Raw genomic sequence first — 20,534 nt, 5'->3', positions numbered from 1 at the left:
CTACCCGCGGTCCCCCCGGCCGCTCATGACGGGTGACCTGCCGGCCGTCCGCCGCATCGGCGTGGTCGGGACGGGCTACCTCGGCGCCACGCACGCGGTCTGCATGGCCGAGCTGGGCTATGAGGTCGTGGGGCTCGACACGGACGCCGACAAGGTCCGCCGGCTCGGCGCGGGCGAGGTGCCGTTCTTCGAGCCGGGGCTCGAGGAGCTGCTGCGCAAGAACCTGGAGGCGGGCCGGCTGTCGTTCACCTGCGACCCGGCCGAGGTCGCCGGGTGGGCCGACGTCCACTTCATCTGTGTCGGCACGCCGCAGCGGGCCGGTGACGGCGCCGCCGACATGACCTACGTGGACGCGGCCGTCGAGACGCTGATCCGCGCCGGCCTGCGGCCGGACGCGCTCGTGGTCGGCAAGTCGACGGTGCCGGCGGGCAGCGCCGAGCGGCTCGCGCGCCGGCTGGCAGCGGGAACCGGCGGCACCGGGCCGGGCGGTGCCCGGACGGGCGAGGCGGCGCCGGGCGGAACGGGGACAGGCCGGGCACGGACGGCACAGCCGGCGCCGGGCGGAGTCGAGCTGGCGTGGAACCCGGAGTTCCTGCGCGAGGGGTTCGCGGTCGACGACACGCTGCGCCCGGACAGGCTGGTCTTCGGCGTCCGGCCGGGCGGGCGCGGGGAGGCGGTGCTGCGGGCCGTCTACGCGCCGGTGATCGAGGCCGGCACGCCCGTGATCGTCACCGACTACGCCACCGCCGAGCTGGTGAAGGTCGCGGCGAACGCCTTCCTGGCGACCAAGATCTCCTTCATCAACGCGATGTCGGAGGTCTGCGACGCCGCCGGCGGGGACGTGACGAGCCTGGCGCGGGCGCTCTCCCACGACGCCAGGATCGGCGGGAGGTTCCTGCGGCCGGGGATCGGCTTCGGCGGCGGCTGCCTACCCAAGGACATCCGGGCCTTCCACGCGCGGGCGGCCGAGCTCGGCGCCGGCCCGGCGCTGGGCTTCCTGGCCGAGGTCGACCGGATCAACCTGCGGGCCCGGGAGCGGACCGTCACCCTGATCACCAGGGCCCTCGGGGGCCGCGCGGAGGGCCGGCGGATCACGGTGCTCGGCGCGGCGTTCAAGCCGAACTCGGACGACATCCGCGACTCACCCGCCCTGGAGATCTCCGCCGAACTGCACCGGGCCGGCGCCCGGGTGGTCGTGTACGACCCGGCCGCGATGGCCAACGCCCGGCGGCGCTTCCCCGAGCTGGAGTACGCGCCGTCCGCGCACGAGGCGGCGACCGGCGCGGACGCGCTTGCGGTGCTCACCGAGTGGACCGAGTTCCGCGACCTGGACCCGAACGCGCTCACCCCGCGGGTGGCCGGGCGGGTCGTCGTCGACGGCCGGCACGCGCTCGACGGCCCGGCCTGGCGCCAGGCCGGGTGGGCGTACTACGCGCTCGGCCGTCCACCGGCCTGACCGTCAGCCGGGGCTCAGCCAGCCGGGGCTCAGCCGCGCGGGTCAGGCGGTCGCCTGGGTGGGCGCGGACGCGGCCGACTGTGGGCTCTCGGTGATCTCATCGAGCTCACCGGTCTCGACGTCGTACACGAACCCGCGCACCGAGGCCGACGCGCGCAGGAACGGTGACGAGCGCAGCGCTGTGACCGAACGCCAGACGTCCTCCGCGGCGCTGGTGAACGACTGGAGCCGCCACCTCGGGCGCACACCCGTCCGCTCGGCCAGTGAGGCGCGGAAGCCGTCGTCGGTGAGCGTCTCCATGCCGCACCTGGTGTGGTGGATCAGGATGATCTCGGTGGTCCCGAGTGCGTGCTGGCTGACGGCCAGCGATCGCTCGATGTCCTCGGTCACCACCCCGCCGGCGTTGCGCAGGATGTGCGCGTCGCCCTCCGCGAGGCCGAAGATCGCCTCGAGGTTGATGCGGGCGTCCATGCAGGCCACGATTGCCACGCCGGTGGCCGGGCTGGCCGGCCGGGCCGAGCCGCCGCCCGCCGCGCGGCGCCGTGCGGCGAAGCTCGCCGCACGTGCCAGCAGGATGTCGGTCGTGCCCTGGGCGTGTCCGAGTTCTTCGGGCGCGCTCATGACCGGGGGGTCACCTCCGTCGGTTACGTCGCTCACACGGCGTCACCGCCGCGGAGGCTTGCCACTCTGACAAGAATGCAGTGGACGGGACGTCCACCGCCACCCATCTGCCGCGATCGGGCAGGTGCATCGGATCACGGACACGCCCAGGAGTGCCGACGTATCACGCAGCGCACAGGTGGGAACACTAAGGCAGTGACCCGTCACCTGACGTTGTCTTTGCCCTGGCCGCGCCGAGGCGTCGCTCCCGGCCGGCGCACCTGGCCCGGCCGGGGCACGATGACAGGCGCCACAGGGCGGCGAACCCGGCGGAGCGCCCGGGCGGCGGGCGCGGTTCCCCTCAAGGAACGGACGCCAGTTGGTAAACGGACGATTCGGGACGGCGACCGGACAGGCGTCGGCGGAGTGCGCATTCGGGGGTGGCAGATGGCGCCGCGCAGGTCGTCGGTAGTCTCTCCTGGTGGTCAAAATCGATGTTCTCGAAGTCGATCGGCGCCGCCCGTGGTGAGCCATCGGGTTCCACGTTCACCACTTCAGGTCCTCATCCATGAGGTGGGCAAGTTCGGCGTCGTCGGCGCGGTCTGCTACGCGATCGACTTCGCCGTCTCGAACCTGTGCCACACCCTTCTCGGGATGGGCCCGCTCAGCGCGAAGACCGTGTCGACGGTGGTCGCGGCGACCTGCTCATACGTCGGCAACCGGCAATGGTCGTTCAACCACCGCGCCCGAACGGGCCTGCGCCGGGAGTACACGCTCTTCGTGATCCTGAACGCGGTCGGGCTGGCTATCGCGCTGGCCTGCCTCGGCTTCGCGAAGTACGTGCTCCACCTCGAGGGCGTACTCGCGTTCAACCTGTTCGGGAACGTCCTGGGCACCGGGCTGGGCACGGTCTTCCGCTTCTGGGCGTACAAGAAATACGTCTTCCTGCACCCGGACCACCCAAAGGTGGCGGCACCTCCGGTGAAGGCCGACCGGGTCCCCGAGCCCGCCGGCCAGGCCTGATCCACCCAGGGCGCCGCAAGGCTCCGGGTTCTTCGCGACCCGGCGCCGAACGGCGCCCTGTCCCGTTCTCATCCCATCGGGACTCTAAGAGAACCACGGGGTTCCGGTACCGATCAGTTCTCCTGGCGCCCGGCTGCGCTAGGCTCTCGAGGCCAGCCCATGCACAGCGTGCCCGGTTCTCCACCAGTGGTGACTCGCTCACCGGGACCGCCGCGCAGCCGGTTCGAGAGCCAGGAGGGTGCGCCGTGACGCGGCCGACGCTCGCATCGCCCCGGCCGGGCGGTCGCCCGCGCGACGAGAGCCGCGACGGCGCGATCCGCCAGGCGACCCTCGAGCTACTCGCCGAGCACGGCTACGACGGCGTGACCATGGACCGGGTCGCCACCCGCGCCAAGGCCGGGAAGGCCACCATCTACCGGCGCTGGCCGTCCAAGGTCGCACTGGTGATGGATTCGATCACCCAGTTCACCGAACAAACGCTGCAGATCCCCGACAGCGGCTCGCTGCGGACCGAGATGATCCTGTTCCTGACCGCGTTCCATGAGCTGGTCGGCAGTGAGCAGGGCCGGATCATGGCCGAGATGGTCTCCGAGATGCCGCGCAATCCGGAGCTGCGTGCCGCCGTGCGCGAGCGCATGTGGAGCCAGCGCAAGATGATGTCCGAGGTCATCATCACCAGGGGGATCGCGCGCGGCGAGATAACCCCGGAGGCCGACCCGGCCATCCTGATGGAGATCGGCACCGCGCTGATCCTGCAGCGGCTGCTCATCACCGGGGACCCGGTCGACTCCGCCTTCATCGAGCACGTCGTGGACGACGTGATCATCGCCTACGCCAGCCGCGGCTGACCGCGGGGCCCGGCCAGCTCCGAAACGGGCCCGCCGGTAGCGGGCCACCTGGAGACCGCGGCGGCGGGACAGGTCCGCGGGAGATCGGCGACGCATCCGCTCCGCGCTGTGACGGTGCGAGAACCAGAACCGATCAGTCATGTCCGAAATACGACCCGCGCCTTCGTTATCAACACGGAACTCCTACGCTTGAGCCGGCGCCTGGTGTCGAACCCTCACAAGACCCTCCGCGGGCACGCGCTCGACGCCCTTCGGAGACGGGGGACGACCGGGCGCCCGCAAACGCCCGGCGCCTCGGCGCCCAGCCCATACGGCGCCGTCCCGCGGGGCGGTCTCAGGTACCGCCGCTCCACCGCCGGCCACGGTCCATGCCGACCGTCGACGCGGGCGACATAGGCACATCAGGAGGAACGTCATGCAGCCACCGAACCCGGGTTCGCAGGACCCGGACGCCGAGACTCGGCGGGTCGACAGCGGTGGCCAGGGCTACGGCGACGACGCCGAGACCCGGCTCGTGAACGACGGCGGCTACGCGGCGCACCCCGGTGACGAGGCGACGCGGCGCGTCGACGGCGGCGCGGCAGGCGGCTACCAGCAGGGCGGCGGCTACCAGCAGCCCGGCTACGGGTCGACCGGTGGCTACGCGCAGCAGCCGGGCGCGGGCTACGGCCAGCCCCAGTCGGGCCAGCAGGGCTACCAGCAGCCTGGATACGGCCAGCCCGGATACGACGGCTACGGCCAGCAGAACCCGCCAGGGCAGCAGGGCTACCAGCAGACCCAGGCCTTCCCTCCGGGCTACGGCGCCGCGCCGGGCGCGGAGGGCTACGGCCAGACGGGCCAGAGCTACCAGCAGCCCGGCTACGGCGACTACGGCCAGCAGGGCTACCAGACCGAGGGTTACCAGCAGCCCGGCTACGGCCAGCAGGGCTACCAGACCGAGGGCTACCAGCAGCCCGGCTACGGCCAGCAGGGCTACGAGGGCTACCCGCCCGGTGGCGGCTACCCGGGCGGCCCGGGGGGCCCCGGCGCGCCCGACCCGAACAAGCGCCGCAACATCATCATCATCGCGGTGGCCGCGGCCGTGGCACTCGCCATCGCGATTCCGGTCGCGCTGGTCGCGACCGGCGGCTCCGACGACAAGCCGTCGCCGCCCGTCGCCTCGGGATCGTTGACCCCGTCCGCCTCCACGAGCCCCAGTGCCAGCCCGTCAACGGCTCCGACCAGCGCGTCGCCGTCGCCGTCGGCGTCCCCGTCGGCGAGCTCCGGCGCGCTCACGGCGGCACAGTCGGCGCTGCTCGCGAAGCTGGACCCGACGACGATGACCGACTGTGAGGCGAACCCGGGCGGCGAGGACGAGGACATCGACGCCTCGCTGTTCTGCACCGCCGACAACGGCCAGCTCGTCGCCGCCTACCACTATGTGGACGCCTCGCACCTCGACAACGACGTCGAGTTCCGGAAGACGCAGGTCGAGGACCAGGGTGACTGCGCATCCGGTGACCCCGACATCTTCACGTGGAATTTCAAGGAAGGTCAGACCGAGGGCACGGCCCTTTGCTACTACTACGAGAACAGTTTCTTCATCTTCTGGACCTATGACCGCGATCAGGTCTCGTTCATGGCGCTGAACGACAACGCCTCCGCGCTGTACGAGTGGTGGGCCAAGTTCGACCCGATCCCGCGAGGCTGAGCGGCCGCCGGCATCCGGCGGCGGCGCCCGGATCCCCGCCGGGCTCCCGCCGGATGCCCAGCGCCCGCCGCGGACGGCCCGTCACCGGCGCAACAGGCCCCTGGTCGGGACGCCTCGGGACGATCCGGCGGAACCGTGTGCCTACCCTGTGACGCGCGGCATCATCAGCATGGTGCCATCATCCGTCCCGGCAGCATCTATTCCGGCCAGATCCCCTCTCGGGAGGAATCGTGCCCAGCCATGGCCCCGGCGACGACGGCGTGTCGCCCGTCCCTGAGCCGCCGGCAGGCCCGCTCTCGTCGCGTGACGACGCGCAGACCGCCGCGGACATCGAGGACGAGCTGGACAGCACGCAGATACTGAGGCCGGACGGCGCGCGGACCGGCCTCTCGCTCAGTGCCCCGCCGCCCGGCGGATCGGGGTGGACCGGACCGCCTCCGGGCCCGCCGGTGCCTCCGCGTGGTCCGGTGTCGTTCGGCGGCGGTCCCGCTCCCGGTGGCTTCCCGGGTCTGCGCCCTGGTCCGCACACCGGTCCGCAGCCGCCCGCGCAGGGAGGAGCGGGCGGGCCGGGATGGCCGCCTGCCGGCACGGGGCCCGGCACCGGCTACCCACCCCACCCCGGTGACCGTGGCTTCCCGCCCCCGCCGCCGGTGCCACCCGGCCAGGGCGGACCGCCCCGGGGGCCCGGGTCGCCAGGCCCGGCCGTGCCGCCCGGGCAGTTCGGACCACCGGCGCCGCACGCGCTCTACGGCCAGCCCGCGCCGTCCGGCGCGCACACGCCCTACGGCCAGCCGCCACCCGGCCAGTCGCTGCCGCCCGGCCAGGCCCCGTACGGCCAGCCACTGCCCCCCGGCCAGATCCCGCCCGGCCAGCCGCCGTATGGCCGGTCGCCTTACGGGCAGGTGCCGGACGGCCGGCACCTGTACCGGCAGCCGGCCCCGTACGGGCAGCCCGGGCCGCCCGGCAGGCCCGGGCCGGACCTCCCGCCGATCCCACCGGGCCAGGGGAACCCGCCCGGAACGCCCTTCCCCCCAGGACCAGCCGGCGCTCCCACCGGGTGGGCCGGCTCCCCCGGTGGTCCCGGTGCCGCGGAGGACCCCGGGCCCGCAGCGTCGCCGACGCCGGCCGAGGCCCAGGTCAAGCCGCCGGACGACGAGCTGACCTACCGGCTCGCCCCGCCGGGGCCGCCCCCCGCCGTCCCGGACCGGGCGGACTCCCCCGCCGGGTACGGCCCCGGGTTGACGGCCGCGGCCGACGCCGACGCCGGCCGCGCCGAGAGCACTCGCCACGAGCCGGCCACCCACGCGTCCGACGGCGGGAACCACGAGGACCGGTCTTCCGAGTTCCCGGCCCTGACCGGGCCGCATCCGCTGCCGCCGCCGCCCAGGGAGTCGTTCACCATGCGACGCCCGATGCTGCCGCCACCCGGCCGTATCACGGACGGGCCCGTCTGGCCGGTGCCGCCGCCCAGCTACCTCGACTCGCCGTCCGGCGGCGGTCTGCTGCCGGCGATCCCGCCCGACATCACGATGACCAGGGACGGCGCGGCCGGCGACCCCCCGCCGGGGTCCCGCCGCTCGCCGGAGTCCGAGTTCTCATCCGAGTACCCGGCCGGCTCCGACTTCTCGGCCGGCTCCGACTTCTCGGCCGGCTCCGACTTCTCGGCCGGCTCCGACTTCTCGGCCGGCTCCGGGTACCCGGCCGGATCGGAGTACCCGTCCGGATCGGGGCTCCCGCCCGCCGGCGACGGCGGTCAGGTGCCCGAGCCGGCCGGCCGACCGAGCCGCGGCGTGATCATCATTGCCGCCGTGGCCGCCGTGATCGTGATCGGCGCGGTCATCGGCATCGTGCTGGCGACCCGCGGGGACGACAGCGCCGAGACGACCGCCACCTCGATCCCGCCCGCGGCCGCGGGCGTCCCCACGGACATCCCCGGTGAAGCCCCGGCGGGGCAGCAGCCGACGCCGCAGACCAGCAGCCCCGAGGACACCCTGCGCTCGCTGCTCAACCCGGTCACGATGACGGGCTGCGAGACGCCGCCGGTCAGCGACGGCGCCTACGCGGACGCCACGCTGCAGTGCGTGGGCGCCGAAGGCGTGACGGTGACGGCCTACCACTTCCCGGACCACTCCGCGCTCGACCGCCAGATCGGGGCACGCGAGACCTACTACACCGATGTCGGCAACTGCGACGACGGCCAACAGAGCTCCGAGGAGTGGAACTCGCCGCTGGAGCCCAACGGCGGGTCACGGCTGTGCTACCTGTTCGCCCAGCGCTTCATCACCTTCTGGACCATCGACGACGACCTGGTCGCGTTCTCCGCCTCGGATTCCGACCCGAAGCGGCTGATCACCTGGTGGCAGACGTTTGACCCCATCCGCCGATGAGGCGGCTCCTGCCGGCGGGCGGGCGGACGCGCGTCCTGATCCCCGGCGGGCTGGCCCTGGCCGCCGTCGCCACGGCGGGCGTGCTGATCGCCCGCGCGGCCGGCGGGCCGTCCACCTCGGCTGACCCGGACACCGGGAGATCACAGCCGCCGGCGACGGTCTCCGCGCCACCGGCCCCCCGGGGCACGAGTACCTCGCCCGAGCCGGCGGACCTGGACGGCCCTGAGCGCGAGCTGGCGGCCCGACTGTCCTCGTTCGAGATCACCAGCTGCCGGGGGGCGACCACCGAGGCCACCGCCCCGGGCGGATCGGGCGACCCGGCCGACCCGCGGGCGGCAGGCGTCCAGGCCGCGCTACGGTGCGTGCCGGGGGTGGCGGCCTCCGGGACGCCGCCGGCAGACGTCCTCGTGCTCGGCTACATCGACGAGACGGCCGTGGCCTCCGACGCGGCCCGGCGCGCGGCGGCGATCGTGGACGTCGGCTCCTGCGAGGCGGGCCAGACCAGCACCGAGGCGTACCTGCTGCCGTCCCGGCGTACGGGCACCTTCGTCTGCCAGGCTGCCCCCGGCCGCTTCGCCGCCTACTGGACGATCGACAGCGAGCGGGTGGCGTTCGTCGCGCAGAGCGACGACCCGGCCGGGTTGATCACCTGGTGGCGCGGCTTCGACCCACTCTGAGCCGTGGCCCGGCAGTGATCCGGTCAGCCGCCGGAGCGGCGGCGGCCGTCCGCTGCCTCGGCCAGCTCGTACAGCGTGGCGTGCACATCCTCGACCCGCGGGACGTGTGAGAGGACCATCCGCCCGCGCTCGCCCGCGCTCTCGATGGAGAGCGTCCCCGCGCCGAGCATCCGGTCGAGCAGGCTCTGCTCATAGGAGACGTCGTTGAGCCAGACGAGCGGGATGTCGCGCCCGGAGCGGGTCACGATCCCCTCACGGATCATCAGCCGCTCGGTCGTGATCACATAGTGGGTGGTGATCCAGCGCAGCCAGGGGGCCGCTCCGAAGTACCCGATGGCGGCCAGCCCCAGGGCGAGGACGAGGTACTGGACCGCCTCACGCAGGAAGCCGTCCGGAACGAAGAACACGCCGAAGGTCGTGAGGGCGAGCGCGGCGACGACGGAGAATGCCGGCACCACCAGGCTGCCCCAGTGCGGGTGCAGGTGGAGGACCACATCTTCGTCGTCGGTCAGAACGTCGTCGGGGAACGCCACCGCCTGATCGTCGCATCCCGGACGACCGCGGCACACCGGTGGGCCGCCCCCAGCTGGCACAACACAGCCGTCGTCAGCGCAGATGGACGATGTCGGCGGCGCTGAACGCCCGGCCGTCGACGATGAGCCGGCCGAGCTCGTCGACGTCGGTCGCCGTGCCGTGCGTGGACGTCCCGTCCGGAAGCTCGACGCGGACCCGCCGGCCCAGCGTGGCGCACGTGTCGCGGTACTCCCCGCGGGCCCGCTCGGGCGCCGCCTCCCACCGGCCCAACGCATCGACGAGGTCGGTCAGCAGGGCGCCGAGCAGGGCGGAGCGGTCCAGGCGGGCGGGGTCGGCGCCGAGCAGCAGCAGGCTGGTGGAGCGCGGCGGCAGCTCCGCGGCGCGGGCGGTGACGTTCAGCCCGAACCCGATCACGGCCGCCGGCGGCACGGCCGGGCTCGGGGCCAGCTCCACGAGAATGCCGGCGAGCTTCGCCCCGTCGACCTGCACGTCGTTCGGCCATTTCAGCACCGCGGGCACGCCCGCGTACCCGCGCAGCGTGCGTACGAGCGAGGTGCCGACGACCATCGGCAGCCAGCCGAGCCACCGGGGCTCGATCTCGGGGCGCACCAGCACGGACACCATGAGCCCAGCGCCGGCCGCTGACTCCCAGGAGCGGTCGAGCCGCCCGCGGCCCGCGGTCTGCCGCTCGGCGGCGAGCACGAGCCCGGCCGGGGCACCGTCCGTAACCGTGGGCGAGCGGGTGACCGCGGGCAGTCCCACCGCGCCGGGCTGGCCGCGGGCGATCCGTCCGAGCTCGGCGTTGGTCGAGTCGATCTCGTCGACGACGGCGAGCGCCAGCCCGAGACGGGCTGCGAGCGGGCGGAGAGTGTCGGCGTCCAGCGGCCGTCGTGCCCCTGGCGGCACCGCCGGGGCTGGGCTGTGACCTGTGGCAGGGGGCGAGATGGTCGGCGCGGCGGGGGCCGTTCGACGCCCGGGGGATTCGGCGGGATGCACTGGCACGGGACCACCTTCCCAGAGGTCGGGTGAGACGGTCTCCACAACAATCGCGCACGTGGACCACCGACCGCCGTACGCTTCGCGGTATGGCTCTCCCGGCTTCCCCGCAAGAACCGACGCCCGAACCGCACAGCACAGCCGGCCGCCTCGCCCGGCTGCAAGCGGTGACCGACGAGGCCGTCCATGCTGGTTCGCAGCGCGCGGTGGACGCGCAGCACGCCAAGGGAAAGATGACGGCCCGGGAACGGATCGAGGCGTTCCTCGACCCCGGCTCGTTCGTGGAGACGGACGCGTTCGCGCGCCACCGCTCGCACGACTTCGCGATGGACCGCAACCGCCCCTACGGCGACGGCGTCGTCACCGGCTACGGCACGGTGGACGGCCGCCAGGTCTGCGTCTTCAGCCAGGACTTCACCGTCTTCGGCGGGAGCCTGGGCGAGGTCTTCGGGGAGAAGATCGTCAAGGTCATGGACCTCGCGCTCAGGACGGGAGTGCCGGTCGTCGGTATCAACGACTCCGGCGGCGCGCGGATCCAGGAGGGCGTCGTCTCGCTCGGCCTGTACGGGGAGATCTTCTACCGCAACGTCATGGCGTCCGGCGTCGTGCCACAGCTCTCGCTGATCATGGGCCCGTGTGCGGGCGGCGCGGTGTACTCACCCGCGATCACCGACTTCACGCTCATGGTCGACCAGACCAGCCACATGTTCATCACCGGCCCGGACGTGATCAAAGAGGTCACCGGCGAGGACGTCGGCATGGAGGAGCTGGGTGGCGCCACCACCCACAACTCCCGCAGCGGCGTCGCGCACTTCCAGGCCGCGGACGAGGCCGACTGCCTGGAGCTGGCCCGCGCCCTGCTGTCCTACCTGCCGTCGAACAACATGGACGAGGTGCCGGCTTACACCGAGGTCGCCGACGTCGAGGCCGAGGTCGACCCGGAGCTCGACACGTTCATCCCGGATTCGCCGAACACCCCGTACGACATGCACCATGTGATCGAGCGGGTCCTGGACGAGGAGGACTTCCTCGAGGTCCACGCCCAGTTCGCGCAGAACATGATCGTCGGATTCGGGCGCATCGACGGCCGCTCGGTCGGCGTCGTCGCCAACCAGCCGATGCAGTTCGCCGGCACCCTGGACATCGACGCCAGCGAGAAGGCCGCGCGCTTCGTGCGCACCTGCGACGCGTTCAACATCCCGGTGCTGACGTTCGTGGACGTTCCCGGCTTCCTGCCGGGAACGTCGCAGGAATGGAACGGCATCATCCGGCGCGGCGCCAAGCTCATCTACGCCTACGCCGAGGCGACCGTCCCCAAGGTGACGATCATCACACGCAAGGCCTACGGCGGCGCCTATGACGTCATGGGTTCGAAGCATCTGCGCGCCGACATCAACCTGGCGTGGCCGACGGCCGAGATCGCCGTGATGGGCGCCCGCGGCGCGGTGAACATCATCTATCGCCGCGAGCTCGCCGGCTCGGAAGCGCCCGAGCAACGCCGCAGCGAACTGATCCAGGACTACACCGAGCATTTCGCGACGCCGTACATCGCCGCGGAGCGCGGATACCTGGACGCCGTCATTCCGCCGTCGGTGACTCGGCGCGAGGTCATCCGGGCGCTGCGCCTGCTGCGCACCAAGCGCGAGACGCTCCCACCGAAGAAGCACGGCAACATCCCGCTGTAGGCCGCGGCACTCCGCCGGAGCCGGCGCATCCGCCGGGGTCGCGGCGCACCGCGGTGGTCGCGGCGCACCGCCGCCGCGGGGACGGGCAGCCCGCCGGAGCCGGGATCGCGGGACCGAACGACCAAGGACCGAACGACCAAGGACCGAGGAGGAACGGCCGGTGGCCGACAGACCCGACGAGCTTCCCGGCCGGGCGCACCTGCGGCTGGTCCGCGGGGACGCGACCCCGGAGGAGATCGCCGCGCTCGTGGCCGTCCTGGCCGCACGGTCGGCCCCGGCCGCGCCGCCCGCACGGGTCAGGTCCACCTGGGCCGACCCGGCGTTCCGCCTGCGTGGCGGGGTCGCGGCCGGGCCCGGTGGCTGGAGCCGGTCGGCCCGCACGGGCGGCATACGCTTTCCCGCGGGCGGGTGACCAGACAAAACCGATCATGGCGTCGGCGGCGGGGCAGGTCCTTTCCACCCTCGCTGGCAGAGCAGGAATGGCAAAGAAGAAATATGGTGCGGCCCGACTCGCCTAGACTCAGGCCGGACGAGGACGGGAGGAACGTGCGTAAGATCCTCATCGCCAACCGGGGGGAAATTGCCGTCCGGGTGGCGCGGGCCTGCCGCGACGCGGGATATTCAAGCGTCGCCGTGTATGCGGAGCCCGACATCGACGCCATGCATGTCCGGGTCGCGGACGAGGCGTACGCGCTGGGCGGGACAACGCCCGGCGACTCGTACCTGAGAATCGACAAGATTCTTCAGGCGTGCGAGCTCTCCGGCGCGGACGCGGTGCACCCCGGCTACGGTTTCCTCTCGGAGAACGCGGATTTCGCCGAAGCCGTGATCTCCGCCGGGCTTACCTGGATCGGCCCGCCGCCGGAGGCCATCCGCCGACTCGGTGACAAGACCGCCGCGCGCCACATCGCGCTGGCCGTCGGCGCCCCGCTCGCCCCGGGCACCGCCGACCCGGTCGCCGGGGTCGACGAAGTGGTCTCGTTCGCGAACGAGCACGGCCTGCCGGTCGCCATCAAGGCCGCCTTCGGCGGCGGCGGCCGCGGGCTCAAGGTCGCGTGGAACGCCGAGGAGCTGCCCGAGCTGTTCGAGAGCGCGGTACGCGAGGCCGTCGCGGCCTTCGGCCGGGGCGAGTGCTTCGTCGAGCGCTACCTCGACCAGCCCCGCCACGTCGAGACCCAGATCCTGGCCGACACGCACGGCAACGTCGTCGTCGTCGGCACCCGCGACTGCTCCCTGCAGCGGCGCTACCAGAAGCTCGTCGAGGAGGCCCCCGCGCCGTTCCTCACCGAGGAGCAGAACACCGCGCTGTACGAGGCGTCCAAGTCGATCATCCGCGAGGCCGGCTACGTCGGTGCCGGCACGGTGGAGTTCCTCGTCGCCAAGGACGGAATGATCAGCTTCCTCGAGGTCAACACCCGGTTGCAGGTCGAGCACCCGGTGACCGAGGAGACCTCCGGCGTCGACCTGGTGCGGGCCCAGTTCCGCATCGCCGAGGGCGAGGCCCTCGACCCGGTCGACCCGACCCCGCGCGGCCACTCGATCGAGTTCCGCATCAACGGCGAGGACCCGGGTCGCAACTTCCTCCCGGCGCCGGGCACCGTCACCACGTTCACGGCTCCGGCCGGCCCCGGGGTCCGCCTGGACACCGGCGTCGAGAGCGGCAGCGTCATCGGCGGGGCGTTCGACTCGCTGCTCGCCAAGCTCATCGTCACCGGGGCGACCCGTCAGGAAGCCCTGGAGCGAGCCCGGCGCGCGCTCGACGAGATGGTCGTCGAGGGCATGGCCACCGCGCTGCCGTTCCACCGCGCGGTCGTGCGCGACCTGGCGTTCGCACCGGAGGCGGCGGACGAGCCGTTCCGGGTGCACAACCGCTGGATCGAGACCGAGTTCGACAACACGATCCCGCCGTTCGCCGGCGGCACCGACGCCGACACCGAGACCGACCCGCGGGAGACCGTGGTCGTCGAGGTCGGTGGCAAGCGGCTGGAGGTCGTCCTGCCCGCCGGGTTCGGCGCGGGCGGCGGCGCGGCCGTCTCCGCCGGTGCCGCGGCACCCAGGCGGCGCTCGGCGAGCAAGGCCGCGGCCAAGGTCACCGGCGACGCGCTGACCAGCCCGATGCAGGGCACCATCGTCAAGGTCGCGGTCAGCGACGGCGACACCGTCGAGGCCGGCGACCTGATCGTCGTCCTCGAGGCGATGAAGATGGAGCAGCCCATCAACGCGCACCGGGCCGGGACCGTCGGCGGGCTCGCGGCAGCGGTCGGGGCTGTCGTGACCAGCGGTGCCATTCTCTGCGAGATCAAGGACTGACCGAACGACGCCCACCGGCGGCGGCGTTCCCCAGGCGGGGAGCGCCGCCGCCGTCGTTTCCGGCACGGCCGCGGTGACGGTGACACTGGCGGTGACACTGGCGGTGGCGGTGGCAGCCATCCGCGGTCGGCGCTGGCCCGATCGTCCCGGCCCCCGATCCGATCACTCTGAGCTTCAGCTCGACCGCGGTGGGCGGCGACTTGATCGCGGTGGGCGGCGCGCCGGCCGCGATGCGGAACGCTCCCGCCGTGGTACTCCGATCGGGTGCGCCGCACGGTGGCGTCACGCGGTTCGGGGCGCCGAAGCTCCGCCACACTCTAGGCACAGGTCCAGGTGAGGACGATGCCGTCCGATCAGCGACGTCGCGGGGCGCCAGACGGCTCGCGCGCGGCGATCCGGGCCGTTGTCATGGCCGCGGGTTCTGCCGCCCTGGCGCGAGGAGACGCGCATGCCCGACACCGATCTGCTGCTGGTCCGGCACGGCGAAGCACACTGCGACACCGCGGGCATCGCCGGCGGCGATCTCGGCTGCACCGGTCTGACCAGGCGAGGACGTTCCCAGGCGGAACGAGCCGCCCGCCGGCTGACAGTCATGCACACCACGGAGCGCCGGGTGGACGCGGTGTACGCCGACCCACGCCGCCGGGTCCGGGAGACAGCGGAGATCATCGCCGGCAGGCTGCGGATGCCGGTGATCCTCGAGTCCCGGCTGACCGAGCCCTGCCACGGCAGCGCCGACGGCCAGCCCTGGGCCGACATCTGGACCACGTTCGGCGGCACCCCCGCGGACCGTCCCGACGACCCGGTCGCCCCCGGCGCGGAAAGCTGGAACCACTTCGTCGACCGGGCCGCCGCCGGCCTGCGGCACATGGTGGAGCGCCACCGCGGCCAGCGAGCCCTGCTCATCACGCACGCGGCGACCGTCGAGGTGGCGCACGCGACAATGCTCGGGCTCCCGAACGGCCCCGACCCGCGGGCCGCGTTCGTGCTGGCGCACGCGTCCATCACCTGGTGGTCCCACCGCGCCTCGGAAACCGGCCCGCCCCGGTGGCATCTGGTGTGGCACAACTCCACCGCGCATCTGGCCCTCGGGCTACCCGACCGGGAGGTCGAGCCCGCCATCCGGGCGCGGCGTGACGTACGGCGGCCACCGGGCCGTCCGTAGGCTCTAGCCCGTGACTCCTCCGACGGTTGGAGCCGTCGGCTTCTCAGGCCGCTTCGTCGGCCTGACGGGCCAGCCCGACCCGAAGGATGTTGACCGCCGCGTTCACGTCGGCGTGCGGGGCATGCCCGCAGGCGACACAGGTGAACGCGGCCTGTGTCCTGCGGTTGTCGGCGTGGCAGTGCCCGCAGACCGCACACGTGCGGGAGGTGTTGGCAGGGTTGACCTCGACGACCACCCGTCCGGCACTTTCAGCCTTGGCGCGCAGCACAGCGAGGAACACCCCCCATCCCGCGTCAAGGATCGACTTGTTCAGCCCGGACTTGGCGGCCTGACCGTTCGGGAGGAACGCCCCCGACTGGTCAGGGTCGGGCTTCGGTCTGGCCCTGCGGGTCATGTTGGTGACCCGCAGGGCCTCGACGGCGATCAGATCATGCTCACGGACCAGCCCGACGGCCACCTTGTGGGCAAGATCGAGCCGCTGGCGGCGCACCGCGCCGTGCAGCGCCGCGACCTTGGCGACCGCCTTCCGGCGCAGGGTGGCCTGCTGCGAGGAGAACGACCAGCGGCCCTGATCCGGGTCACAGGCGCGGATCTCCTTCAACTGGGCGGACTGGTCGCCGTAGCGGATCATGGTCTTCGACGGGTGACGTCAGGCGTCGCGGCGTTCCTGCAACGCGGCGTTGTACAGCGCCCGATGGTCGCCAAGCATCACACTCAGCGCCGCGGCCTGCCGGGCGGTCGGGCGGAGCAGGAACTTGAAAGCCCGCCTCACCAGGCGTACTCCGTGCCCCACGGCCACTCGTACCGGGTGTCGACATATCGACGGACCGTGTCCACGGACACCACACCGACAGCGGCCACGACATACGACCGTGACCACAGGATGGGAAGCCCGGACCGCAGGTGCCCGAACCCCGCACGCAGCACATACGAGGAGAAACCCTTGAGCTGGTTGGCGACATACGACAGGGAGTGCTTCGAGTGAGCCCTGACGGACAGGTACACATGGTCGGGCATGACGTCCAACGTGATGACCGACCCGGCAAGCACGCGACGGCGGTACTTCGAGCACCCCACGACGTGGTACCCGAGGTCATAGACTCCACCCGCGCCCACCATCACCCACCGAACCATGATCCAAGTATGCCAGTGCCGCACTATCAGGGCTGTGGTCCGTACCCGACCCCCCTGACACCTGAAAGCACCAGCCCCCTCCGGAGCGCCTGATGGACGGCCAGGGAGAGCACCCCGCAACCGAGACCCCACCCGCCGGGGACGCGGCCCAGGCCCGGCCCGGCGGCCCGGAGCCGGAGCCCGCCGGCGCCGGGGCGGTCTCCCCGCCCCGCGACCGGGAGACTCCCCCGCTGGCGGGGCGGCTGCACTACCTGATCGGCGGGACGCTCCCGCCCCGCTACAACGACTGGGTCTCGAACGACCTGACCGGCCCGGGCTGGCGGGTCCGCCAGGCGCTGCGCCCGTTCCTGCTCATGGTGCCGTTCGCGATCGTGTTCGCGCTGCTGCCCGGCCAGCTCAGCGTGCGGCTCACCCTCGTCGTGTTCCTGCTGCTCTCGGGGATCGGCCTCGGCTTCGCCACCAGCGGTTTCTTCCGCAACCGCCGCCTGGAGCAGCACGGCTTCCCGCCCGTGTTCACCGTCTCCGAGGACTAGCTCCTAGCTCCGGACGAGCCCCGCCCCGGGCGGGCGCCGAGCGAGCGCCGCCGAGCCCCGGGCCGACGGCGGGGTCAGGCCGGGACGTCGGCGAGGATGTCCTTGGTCGCGGAGAGGCCCAGGCGGGTGGCGCCGGCGTCGACGAAGGCCAGGGCCTGCTCCGCGGTGCGGATGCCGCCGGAGGCCTTGACGCCCAGCCGGCCGCCGACCGCGGCGACCATCGCCCGCACCGCGCGCAGCGAGGCGCCGCCGGCCGGGCTGAAGCCGGTCGAGGTCTTCACGAACTCGGCGCCGCCGTCCTCCGCGGCCCGGCAGGCCGCCGCGATGCTCTCGTCCGGGAGCAGGGCCGTCTCGAGGATCACCTTGAGGATCACGTGCGGCGGGACGGACAGTCGCACCTCGGTGATCTCGGTCTCGATGGCGCGCCAGTTCTCGTCCATGATGTTCGCGATGTCGACGACCATGTCGATCTCGGTCGCGCCGTCGGCCACCGCGCGCCGGGCCTCCTCGGCCTTGATCACCGTGAGGTGTGTCCCGTGCGGGAAGCCGACGACCGAGGCGACCGCGAACGACGGATCGGCGTCCTTGCCGTCCTGGCGGGCGCTGGCGGCGGCGAGGAAGACGTGGGTCGGGGCGACGCAGACGGTGCCGACGCCGAGTTTCGCCGCGTCCGCGCAGAGGTTGACGATCTCCTCGCCGGTCGCCTCGGGGCGCAGCAGGGTGTGGTCGATCATGCGCGCGAGCTCGGCGCGGCGGGGCGCGACCCGACGCCCGGCGGCGTCGAAGTCGGCGCCCGGCGCGGGACGGTCGGGTCCGGCGGGAGCCGTTGTCATACCTTGCATCATCGCCCATGCGCAGTGTGGGTTCTCGAGTGTCCCGGTAGGAGCCAACCGTGCAGGTTCAGGTCGTCGATCATCCGCTGGCAGCGACCGCGCTCACCGTCCTGCGGGACGAGCGCACGGCACGCGCCGCCTTCCGCGCCGCCCTGCACGACCTGTCGACGATGCTCGTCTACGAGGCGACCCGCGAGCTGCCGACGATGCCCGTCTCGGTGACGACGCCGCTGGCGACCACCGCCGGGGTGGTGCTCGCGGCCGAGCCGGTGGTCGTGCCCGTGCTGCGGGCCGGTCTCGGCATGCTGCCGGCCGCGCTCACCCTGATGCCGGACGCGCGGTCGGCGTTCATCGGCCTCTCCCGCGACGAGACGACCTTCGAGCCCCGGGTCTACCTCGAGTCGGTGCCGGCGGACCTGGCGGGGCGGCCGGTGTTCCTGCTCGACCCGATGCTGGCGACCGGCGGCTCCGCGCTGCACGCGCTGCGGCTGCTCAACTCCCGGGGCGCCACCGGCATCGTCGTGGTCTCCGTCGTCGCCGCACCCGAGGGGGTCGCCGCGCTGGAGGGCAGCGGCCTGGACGTCAGCGTGGTCACCGCCGTGGTGGACGAGAAGCTGAACGACACCGCCTACATCGTTCCGGGGCTCGGCGACGCCGGCGACCGGATCTACGGCGCCGTCTAGCCCGGAGCCGGGCCCGGGCCCATGCATGCCAGCTCCCACCACCCGGTGATGTGTGGCGGCTCAGAGAGTCCTGGCTGTCACTCGACCGCCGCAGTTACTCGGGCAGAGCGCACAAGGCCTGGCCTGCGTGAATATCCATCGTTTCCGACCGTCTCCGGGGACGCCGGTGCTTCCGCGCACGCCGCGCGCTCGACGACGCGGCCATCACGGGTCACGGGCAGCCCGCAGGCCCGGGGACTCCCATCAGGGCGGCGGCACCGTCGCGCAGCGCGTCCAGCTCGGTCCGGGCGTGGCGGCGCGCGGCGGCCGGGCCGATCGCCGCCACGGTTTCGCGGTCCGTGACGGCCTGCAGATAGATCTTGAGCTTGGGCTCGGTGCCGCTGGGGCGGGCGACGACCCGGGCTCCGCCGTCCAGTTCGAGGAGCAGGACGTCCGCGGGCGGCAGGCCGGCGAGCCCGTCAGGACCGTCCACCGCGCCGGTGAGCAGGTCCCGGACGGCGGTCACGGGACGGCCGGCGACGCGGTCGGGCGGGGACGTCCGCAGCCGGCGCATCGCCGCGGCGACGGCCGCGAGATCGTCGAGGCGGACGGACACCTGGCCGGTGGCGAACACGCCGATGCGGCGGTGCAGGTCGTCGAGGACGTCCAGCAGGGTGCGCCCGGCGCGTTTCTCGCGCTGCGCGGCCCGCGCGAGGGCCAGCGCGGCGGTGATGCCGTCCTTGTCCCGCACCAGGTCGGGGGCCACGGCGTAGCCGAGGGCCTCCTCGTAGCCGAACACGAGGCCGGGATCGGCACGCATGATCCACTTGAAGCCGGTCAGGGTCCGGGTGCAGGGCACGCCGTGGTCGCGGGCGAGCTCCACCAGGGCCGAGGAGCTGACCACGGTCGTCGCGACCGGTCCGGGCCGCGCCCGCAGCACGTGGTCGGCGAGCAGCAGCCCGATCTCGTCCCCGGTCAGCACCCGGCCGCCGACGGCCGCGGCGCACCGGTCCGCGTCCGGGTCGTTCGCGAGCACCAGGTCGGCGCCGACGCGCTCCCCCAGGGCGAGCACGGCGTCGAGCACTCCGGGCTCCTCCGGATTCGGGAACGGCGCCGTCGGGAAGTCGGGATCGGGCTCCCGCTGGTCGACGACCGTCACCGGCACGAGCAGGCCGGCCCGGGTGAACACCGCCTCCAGGACGTCCGCGCCGACGCCGTGCAGCGGCGTGTAGGCGATCCGGAGCGGCGGCCCGTCCACCGGCGGGACGGTGTCGACCGCGCGCACCGCGCCCTCGACGTACGCGGTGACGATCGAGGCGTCGAGGCGGGTCCAGCCGTCGGCGAGCGGGATCGCAGCGGCCGGGCCGACCGCGGCGATCTCGTCCTCGATCTCGGTGTCGGCCGGGGCGACGAGCTGGGCGCCCCGCCCCGCCTCACCCACGGGACCGCCGAGGTAGACCTTGTAGCCGTTGTCGGACGCCGGATTGTGACTCGCCGTGATCATGATCCCAGCCACCGCGCTCAGGTGACGGACTGCGAACGCCAGCACCGGCGTCGGCGTCGGCCCCGGGAGGAGCAGCGCCCGGGCGCCCTGCCCGGCCAGGACCCGGGCGGCGTCCAGGGCGAAGTGGTCGCTGCGCCGGCGCGCGTCGTAGCCGATCACCACCACCGGCGGACCGGTCACGCGGCGTTGCAGCCAGGATCCGAGACCGGCGGTGGTCCGCCGCACCACGGCGGTGTTCATCCCGGCCGGCCCGGCCCGCAGCGGCCCGCGCAGCCCGGCGGTGCCGAAGGCCAGCGGTCCGGCGAAACGCTCGGTGAGGGCGCGGACGTCACCCGCGGCCACCAGCCCGGCGAGCTCCGCCCGGTCGCCGGGGTCGGGGTCTGCCGCCAGCCAGGACGCGACCCGCGACGCCAACGGCTCGGGCAGCCGGCCGACCTCCGCCGTCACGGCGCCCTCCCGGTCGTCACAGAGCAGTCATCACGAGGCGGCGCTCACAG

General features: G+C 73.2%; 18 protein-coding genes and 1 pseudogene. 12 read left to right on the top strand and 7 right to left on the bottom strand.

What is annotated here, in order from left to right; genetic code table 11:
• Positions 1-25 precede the first annotated feature (25 nt).
• Positions 26-1,456, top strand: coding sequence for a UDP-glucose dehydrogenase family protein (locus AC559T_RS11050; protein ID WP_498868643.1), 1,431 nt, complete (start codon positions 26-28; stop codon positions 1,454-1,456).
• Between the two features lie 42 nt (positions 1,457-1,498).
• Here AC559T_RS11050 and AC559T_RS11045 read toward each other — a convergent pair whose 3' ends face one another.
• On the bottom strand, positions 1,499-2,077 hold the full coding sequence (locus tag AC559T_RS11045) for a beta-class carbonic anhydrase (RefSeq protein ID WP_112108887.1): 579 nt from the start codon (positions 2,075-2,077) through the stop codon (positions 1,499-1,501).
• A 426-nt stretch (positions 2,078-2,503) separates the two neighbouring features.
• On the opposite strand from AC559T_RS11045, the gene AC559T_RS11040 reads away from it, so the two are divergent.
• The 5 genes from AC559T_RS11040 (at position 2,504) to AC559T_RS11020 (ending at position 8,681) form a co-directional block, all read left to right on the top strand.
• Entirely contained in the window at positions 2,504-3,079 is a 576-nt protein-coding gene (locus AC559T_RS11040) for a GtrA family protein (protein WP_235014902.1), read from the top strand.
• 245 nt (positions 3,080-3,324) lie between these two features.
• Entirely contained in the window at positions 3,325-3,927 is a 603-nt protein-coding gene (locus tag AC559T_RS11035; RefSeq protein WP_020463351.1) for a TetR/AcrR family transcriptional regulator, read from the top strand.
• A 415-nt stretch (positions 3,928-4,342) separates the two neighbouring features.
• Complete coding sequence (locus AC559T_RS11030; RefSeq protein WP_498868623.1) at positions 4,343-5,617, top strand: hypothetical protein; 1,275 nt, start codon at positions 4,343-4,345, stop codon at positions 5,615-5,617.
• 230 nt (positions 5,618-5,847) lie between these two features.
• Complete coding sequence (locus tag AC559T_RS11025) at positions 5,848-8,004, top strand: hypothetical protein (protein WP_498868622.1); 2,157 nt, start codon at positions 5,848-5,850, stop codon at positions 8,002-8,004.
• Positions 8,001-8,681 (top strand): hypothetical protein, encoded by a 681-nt coding sequence (locus AC559T_RS11020; protein ID WP_498868621.1) that lies wholly within the window; start codon positions 8,001-8,003, stop codon positions 8,679-8,681. The genes AC559T_RS11025 and AC559T_RS11020 overlap by 4 nt, the downstream gene beginning before the upstream one ends.
• Before the next feature lie 23 nt (positions 8,682-8,704).
• Here the strand turns inward: AC559T_RS11020 and AC559T_RS11015 are convergent, their stop codons facing one another.
• Both AC559T_RS11015 and AC559T_RS11010 read right to left on the bottom strand, forming a co-directional pair.
• Positions 8,705-9,214, bottom strand: a complete 510-nt coding sequence (locus AC559T_RS11015; RefSeq protein ID WP_112105626.1) for a PH domain-containing protein — start codon at positions 9,212-9,214, stop codon at positions 8,705-8,707.
• Positions 9,215-9,287: 73 nt separating this feature from the next.
• Positions 9,288-10,217, bottom strand: coding sequence for a biotin--[acetyl-CoA-carboxylase] ligase (locus AC559T_RS11010; RefSeq protein WP_498868620.1), 930 nt, complete (start codon positions 10,215-10,217; stop codon positions 9,288-9,290).
• Positions 10,218-10,300: 83 nt separating this feature from the next.
• Between AC559T_RS11010 and AC559T_RS11005 the strand changes: the two genes are divergently transcribed.
• From AC559T_RS11005 to AC559T_RS10990, 4 genes are all read left to right on the top strand, one after another.
• On the top strand, positions 10,301-11,896 hold the full coding sequence (locus AC559T_RS11005; RefSeq protein WP_071066305.1) for an acyl-CoA carboxylase subunit beta: 1,596 nt from the start codon (positions 10,301-10,303) through the stop codon (positions 11,894-11,896).
• 160 nt (positions 11,897-12,056) lie between these two features.
• Positions 12,057-12,308, top strand: coding sequence for an acyl-CoA carboxylase epsilon subunit (locus tag AC559T_RS11000; RefSeq protein WP_020463358.1), 252 nt, complete (start codon positions 12,057-12,059; stop codon positions 12,306-12,308).
• A 134-nt stretch (positions 12,309-12,442) separates the two neighbouring features.
• Positions 12,443-14,206 carry an acetyl/propionyl/methylcrotonyl-CoA carboxylase subunit alpha gene (locus AC559T_RS10995; RefSeq protein WP_071066306.1) on the top strand — a complete coding sequence of 588 codons (1,764 nt, stop codon included), beginning with the start codon at positions 12,443-12,445 and terminating at the stop codon, positions 14,204-14,206.
• 448 nt (positions 14,207-14,654) lie between these two features.
• A complete protein-coding gene (locus AC559T_RS10990) occupies positions 14,655-15,371 on the top strand; it encodes a histidine phosphatase family protein (protein WP_112105623.1) in 717 nt (238 codons plus the stop codon).
• Between the two features lie 43 nt (positions 15,372-15,414).
• Here AC559T_RS10990 and AC559T_RS10985 read toward each other — a convergent pair.
• Both AC559T_RS10985 and tnpA read right to left on the bottom strand, forming a co-directional pair.
• Positions 15,415-16,143 (bottom strand): annotated as a pseudogene (locus tag AC559T_RS10985) (RNA-guided endonuclease TnpB family protein).
• Positions 16,140-16,505, bottom strand: coding sequence for an IS200/IS605 family transposase (gene tnpA, locus AC559T_RS10980; RefSeq protein WP_112105622.1), 366 nt, complete (start codon positions 16,503-16,505; stop codon positions 16,140-16,142). Before tnpA ends, AC559T_RS10985 begins: the two are co-directional and overlap by 4 nt.
• A gap of 92 nt (positions 16,506-16,597) precedes the next feature.
• Between tnpA and AC559T_RS10975 the strand changes: the two genes are divergently transcribed.
• The gene (locus AC559T_RS10975; RefSeq protein WP_368954902.1) at positions 16,598-17,038 is read left to right on the top strand and encodes a DUF5313 family protein; all 441 of its coding nucleotides are present in this window, start codon (positions 16,598-16,600) and stop codon (positions 17,036-17,038) included.
• Positions 17,039-17,112: 74 nt separating this feature from the next.
• Here AC559T_RS10975 and deoC read toward each other — a convergent pair whose 3' ends face one another.
• Positions 17,113-17,880 carry a deoxyribose-phosphate aldolase gene (gene deoC, locus AC559T_RS10970; RefSeq protein ID WP_498868642.1) on the bottom strand — a complete coding sequence of 256 codons (768 nt, stop codon included), beginning with the start codon at positions 17,878-17,880 and terminating at the stop codon, positions 17,113-17,115.
• Between the two features lie 50 nt (positions 17,881-17,930).
• Between deoC and upp the strand changes: the two genes are divergently transcribed.
• On the top strand, positions 17,931-18,554 hold the full coding sequence (gene upp / locus AC559T_RS10965) for a uracil phosphoribosyltransferase (RefSeq protein ID WP_112105619.1): 624 nt from the start codon (positions 17,931-17,933) through the stop codon (positions 18,552-18,554).
• 211 nt (positions 18,555-18,765) lie between these two features.
• Here upp and AC559T_RS10960 read toward each other — a convergent pair whose 3' ends face one another.
• The gene (locus AC559T_RS10960) at positions 18,766-20,484 is read right to left on the bottom strand and encodes a phospho-sugar mutase (protein ID WP_498868619.1); all 1,719 of its coding nucleotides are present in this window, start codon (positions 20,482-20,484) and stop codon (positions 18,766-18,768) included.
• Positions 20,485-20,534: the final 50 nt, after the last annotated feature.

Origin of the sequence: Frankia sp. Hr75.2, from assembly GCF_949319125.1 — a bacterium.
In the GTDB taxonomy this organism is placed as follows: Bacteria; Actinomycetota; Actinomycetes; order Frankiales; family Frankiaceae; genus Parafrankia; species Parafrankia soli.
This window is presented reverse-complemented; position numbering and strand designations above follow the sequence as displayed.

Bases quoted from the DNA above. Each gene is read 5' to 3' on its own strand.
- AC559T_RS11045 (WP_112108887.1), bottom strand. From the start codon at position 2,077: ATGAGCGCGCCCGAAGAACTCGGACACGCCCAGGGCACGACCGACATC.
- AC559T_RS11020 (WP_498868621.1), top strand. From the start codon at position 8,001: ATGAGGCGGCTCCTGCCGGCGGGCGGGCGGACGCGCGTCCTGATCCCC.
- AC559T_RS11040 (WP_235014902.1), top strand. From the start codon at position 2,504: ATGGCGCCGCGCAGGTCGTCGGTAGTCTCTCCTGGTGGTCAAAATCGA.
- deoC (WP_498868642.1), bottom strand. From the start codon at position 17,880: ATGCAAGGTATGACAACGGCTCCCGCCGGACCCGACCGTCCCGCGCCG.
- AC559T_RS10990 (WP_112105623.1), top strand. From the start codon at position 14,655: ATGCCCGACACCGATCTGCTGCTGGTCCGGCACGGCGAAGCACACTGC.
- AC559T_RS11005 (WP_071066305.1), top strand. From the start codon at position 10,301: ATGGCTCTCCCGGCTTCCCCGCAAGAACCGACGCCCGAACCGCACAGC.
- AC559T_RS11050 (WP_498868643.1), top strand. From the start codon at position 26: ATGACGGGTGACCTGCCGGCCGTCCGCCGCATCGGCGTGGTCGGGACG.
- AC559T_RS10975 (WP_368954902.1), top strand. From the start codon at position 16,598: ATGGACGGCCAGGGAGAGCACCCCGCAACCGAGACCCCACCCGCCGGG.
- AC559T_RS11030 (WP_498868623.1), top strand. From the start codon at position 4,343: ATGCAGCCACCGAACCCGGGTTCGCAGGACCCGGACGCCGAGACTCGG.
- tnpA (WP_112105622.1), bottom strand. From the start codon at position 16,505: ATGGTTCGGTGGGTGATGGTGGGCGCGGGTGGAGTCTATGACCTCGGG.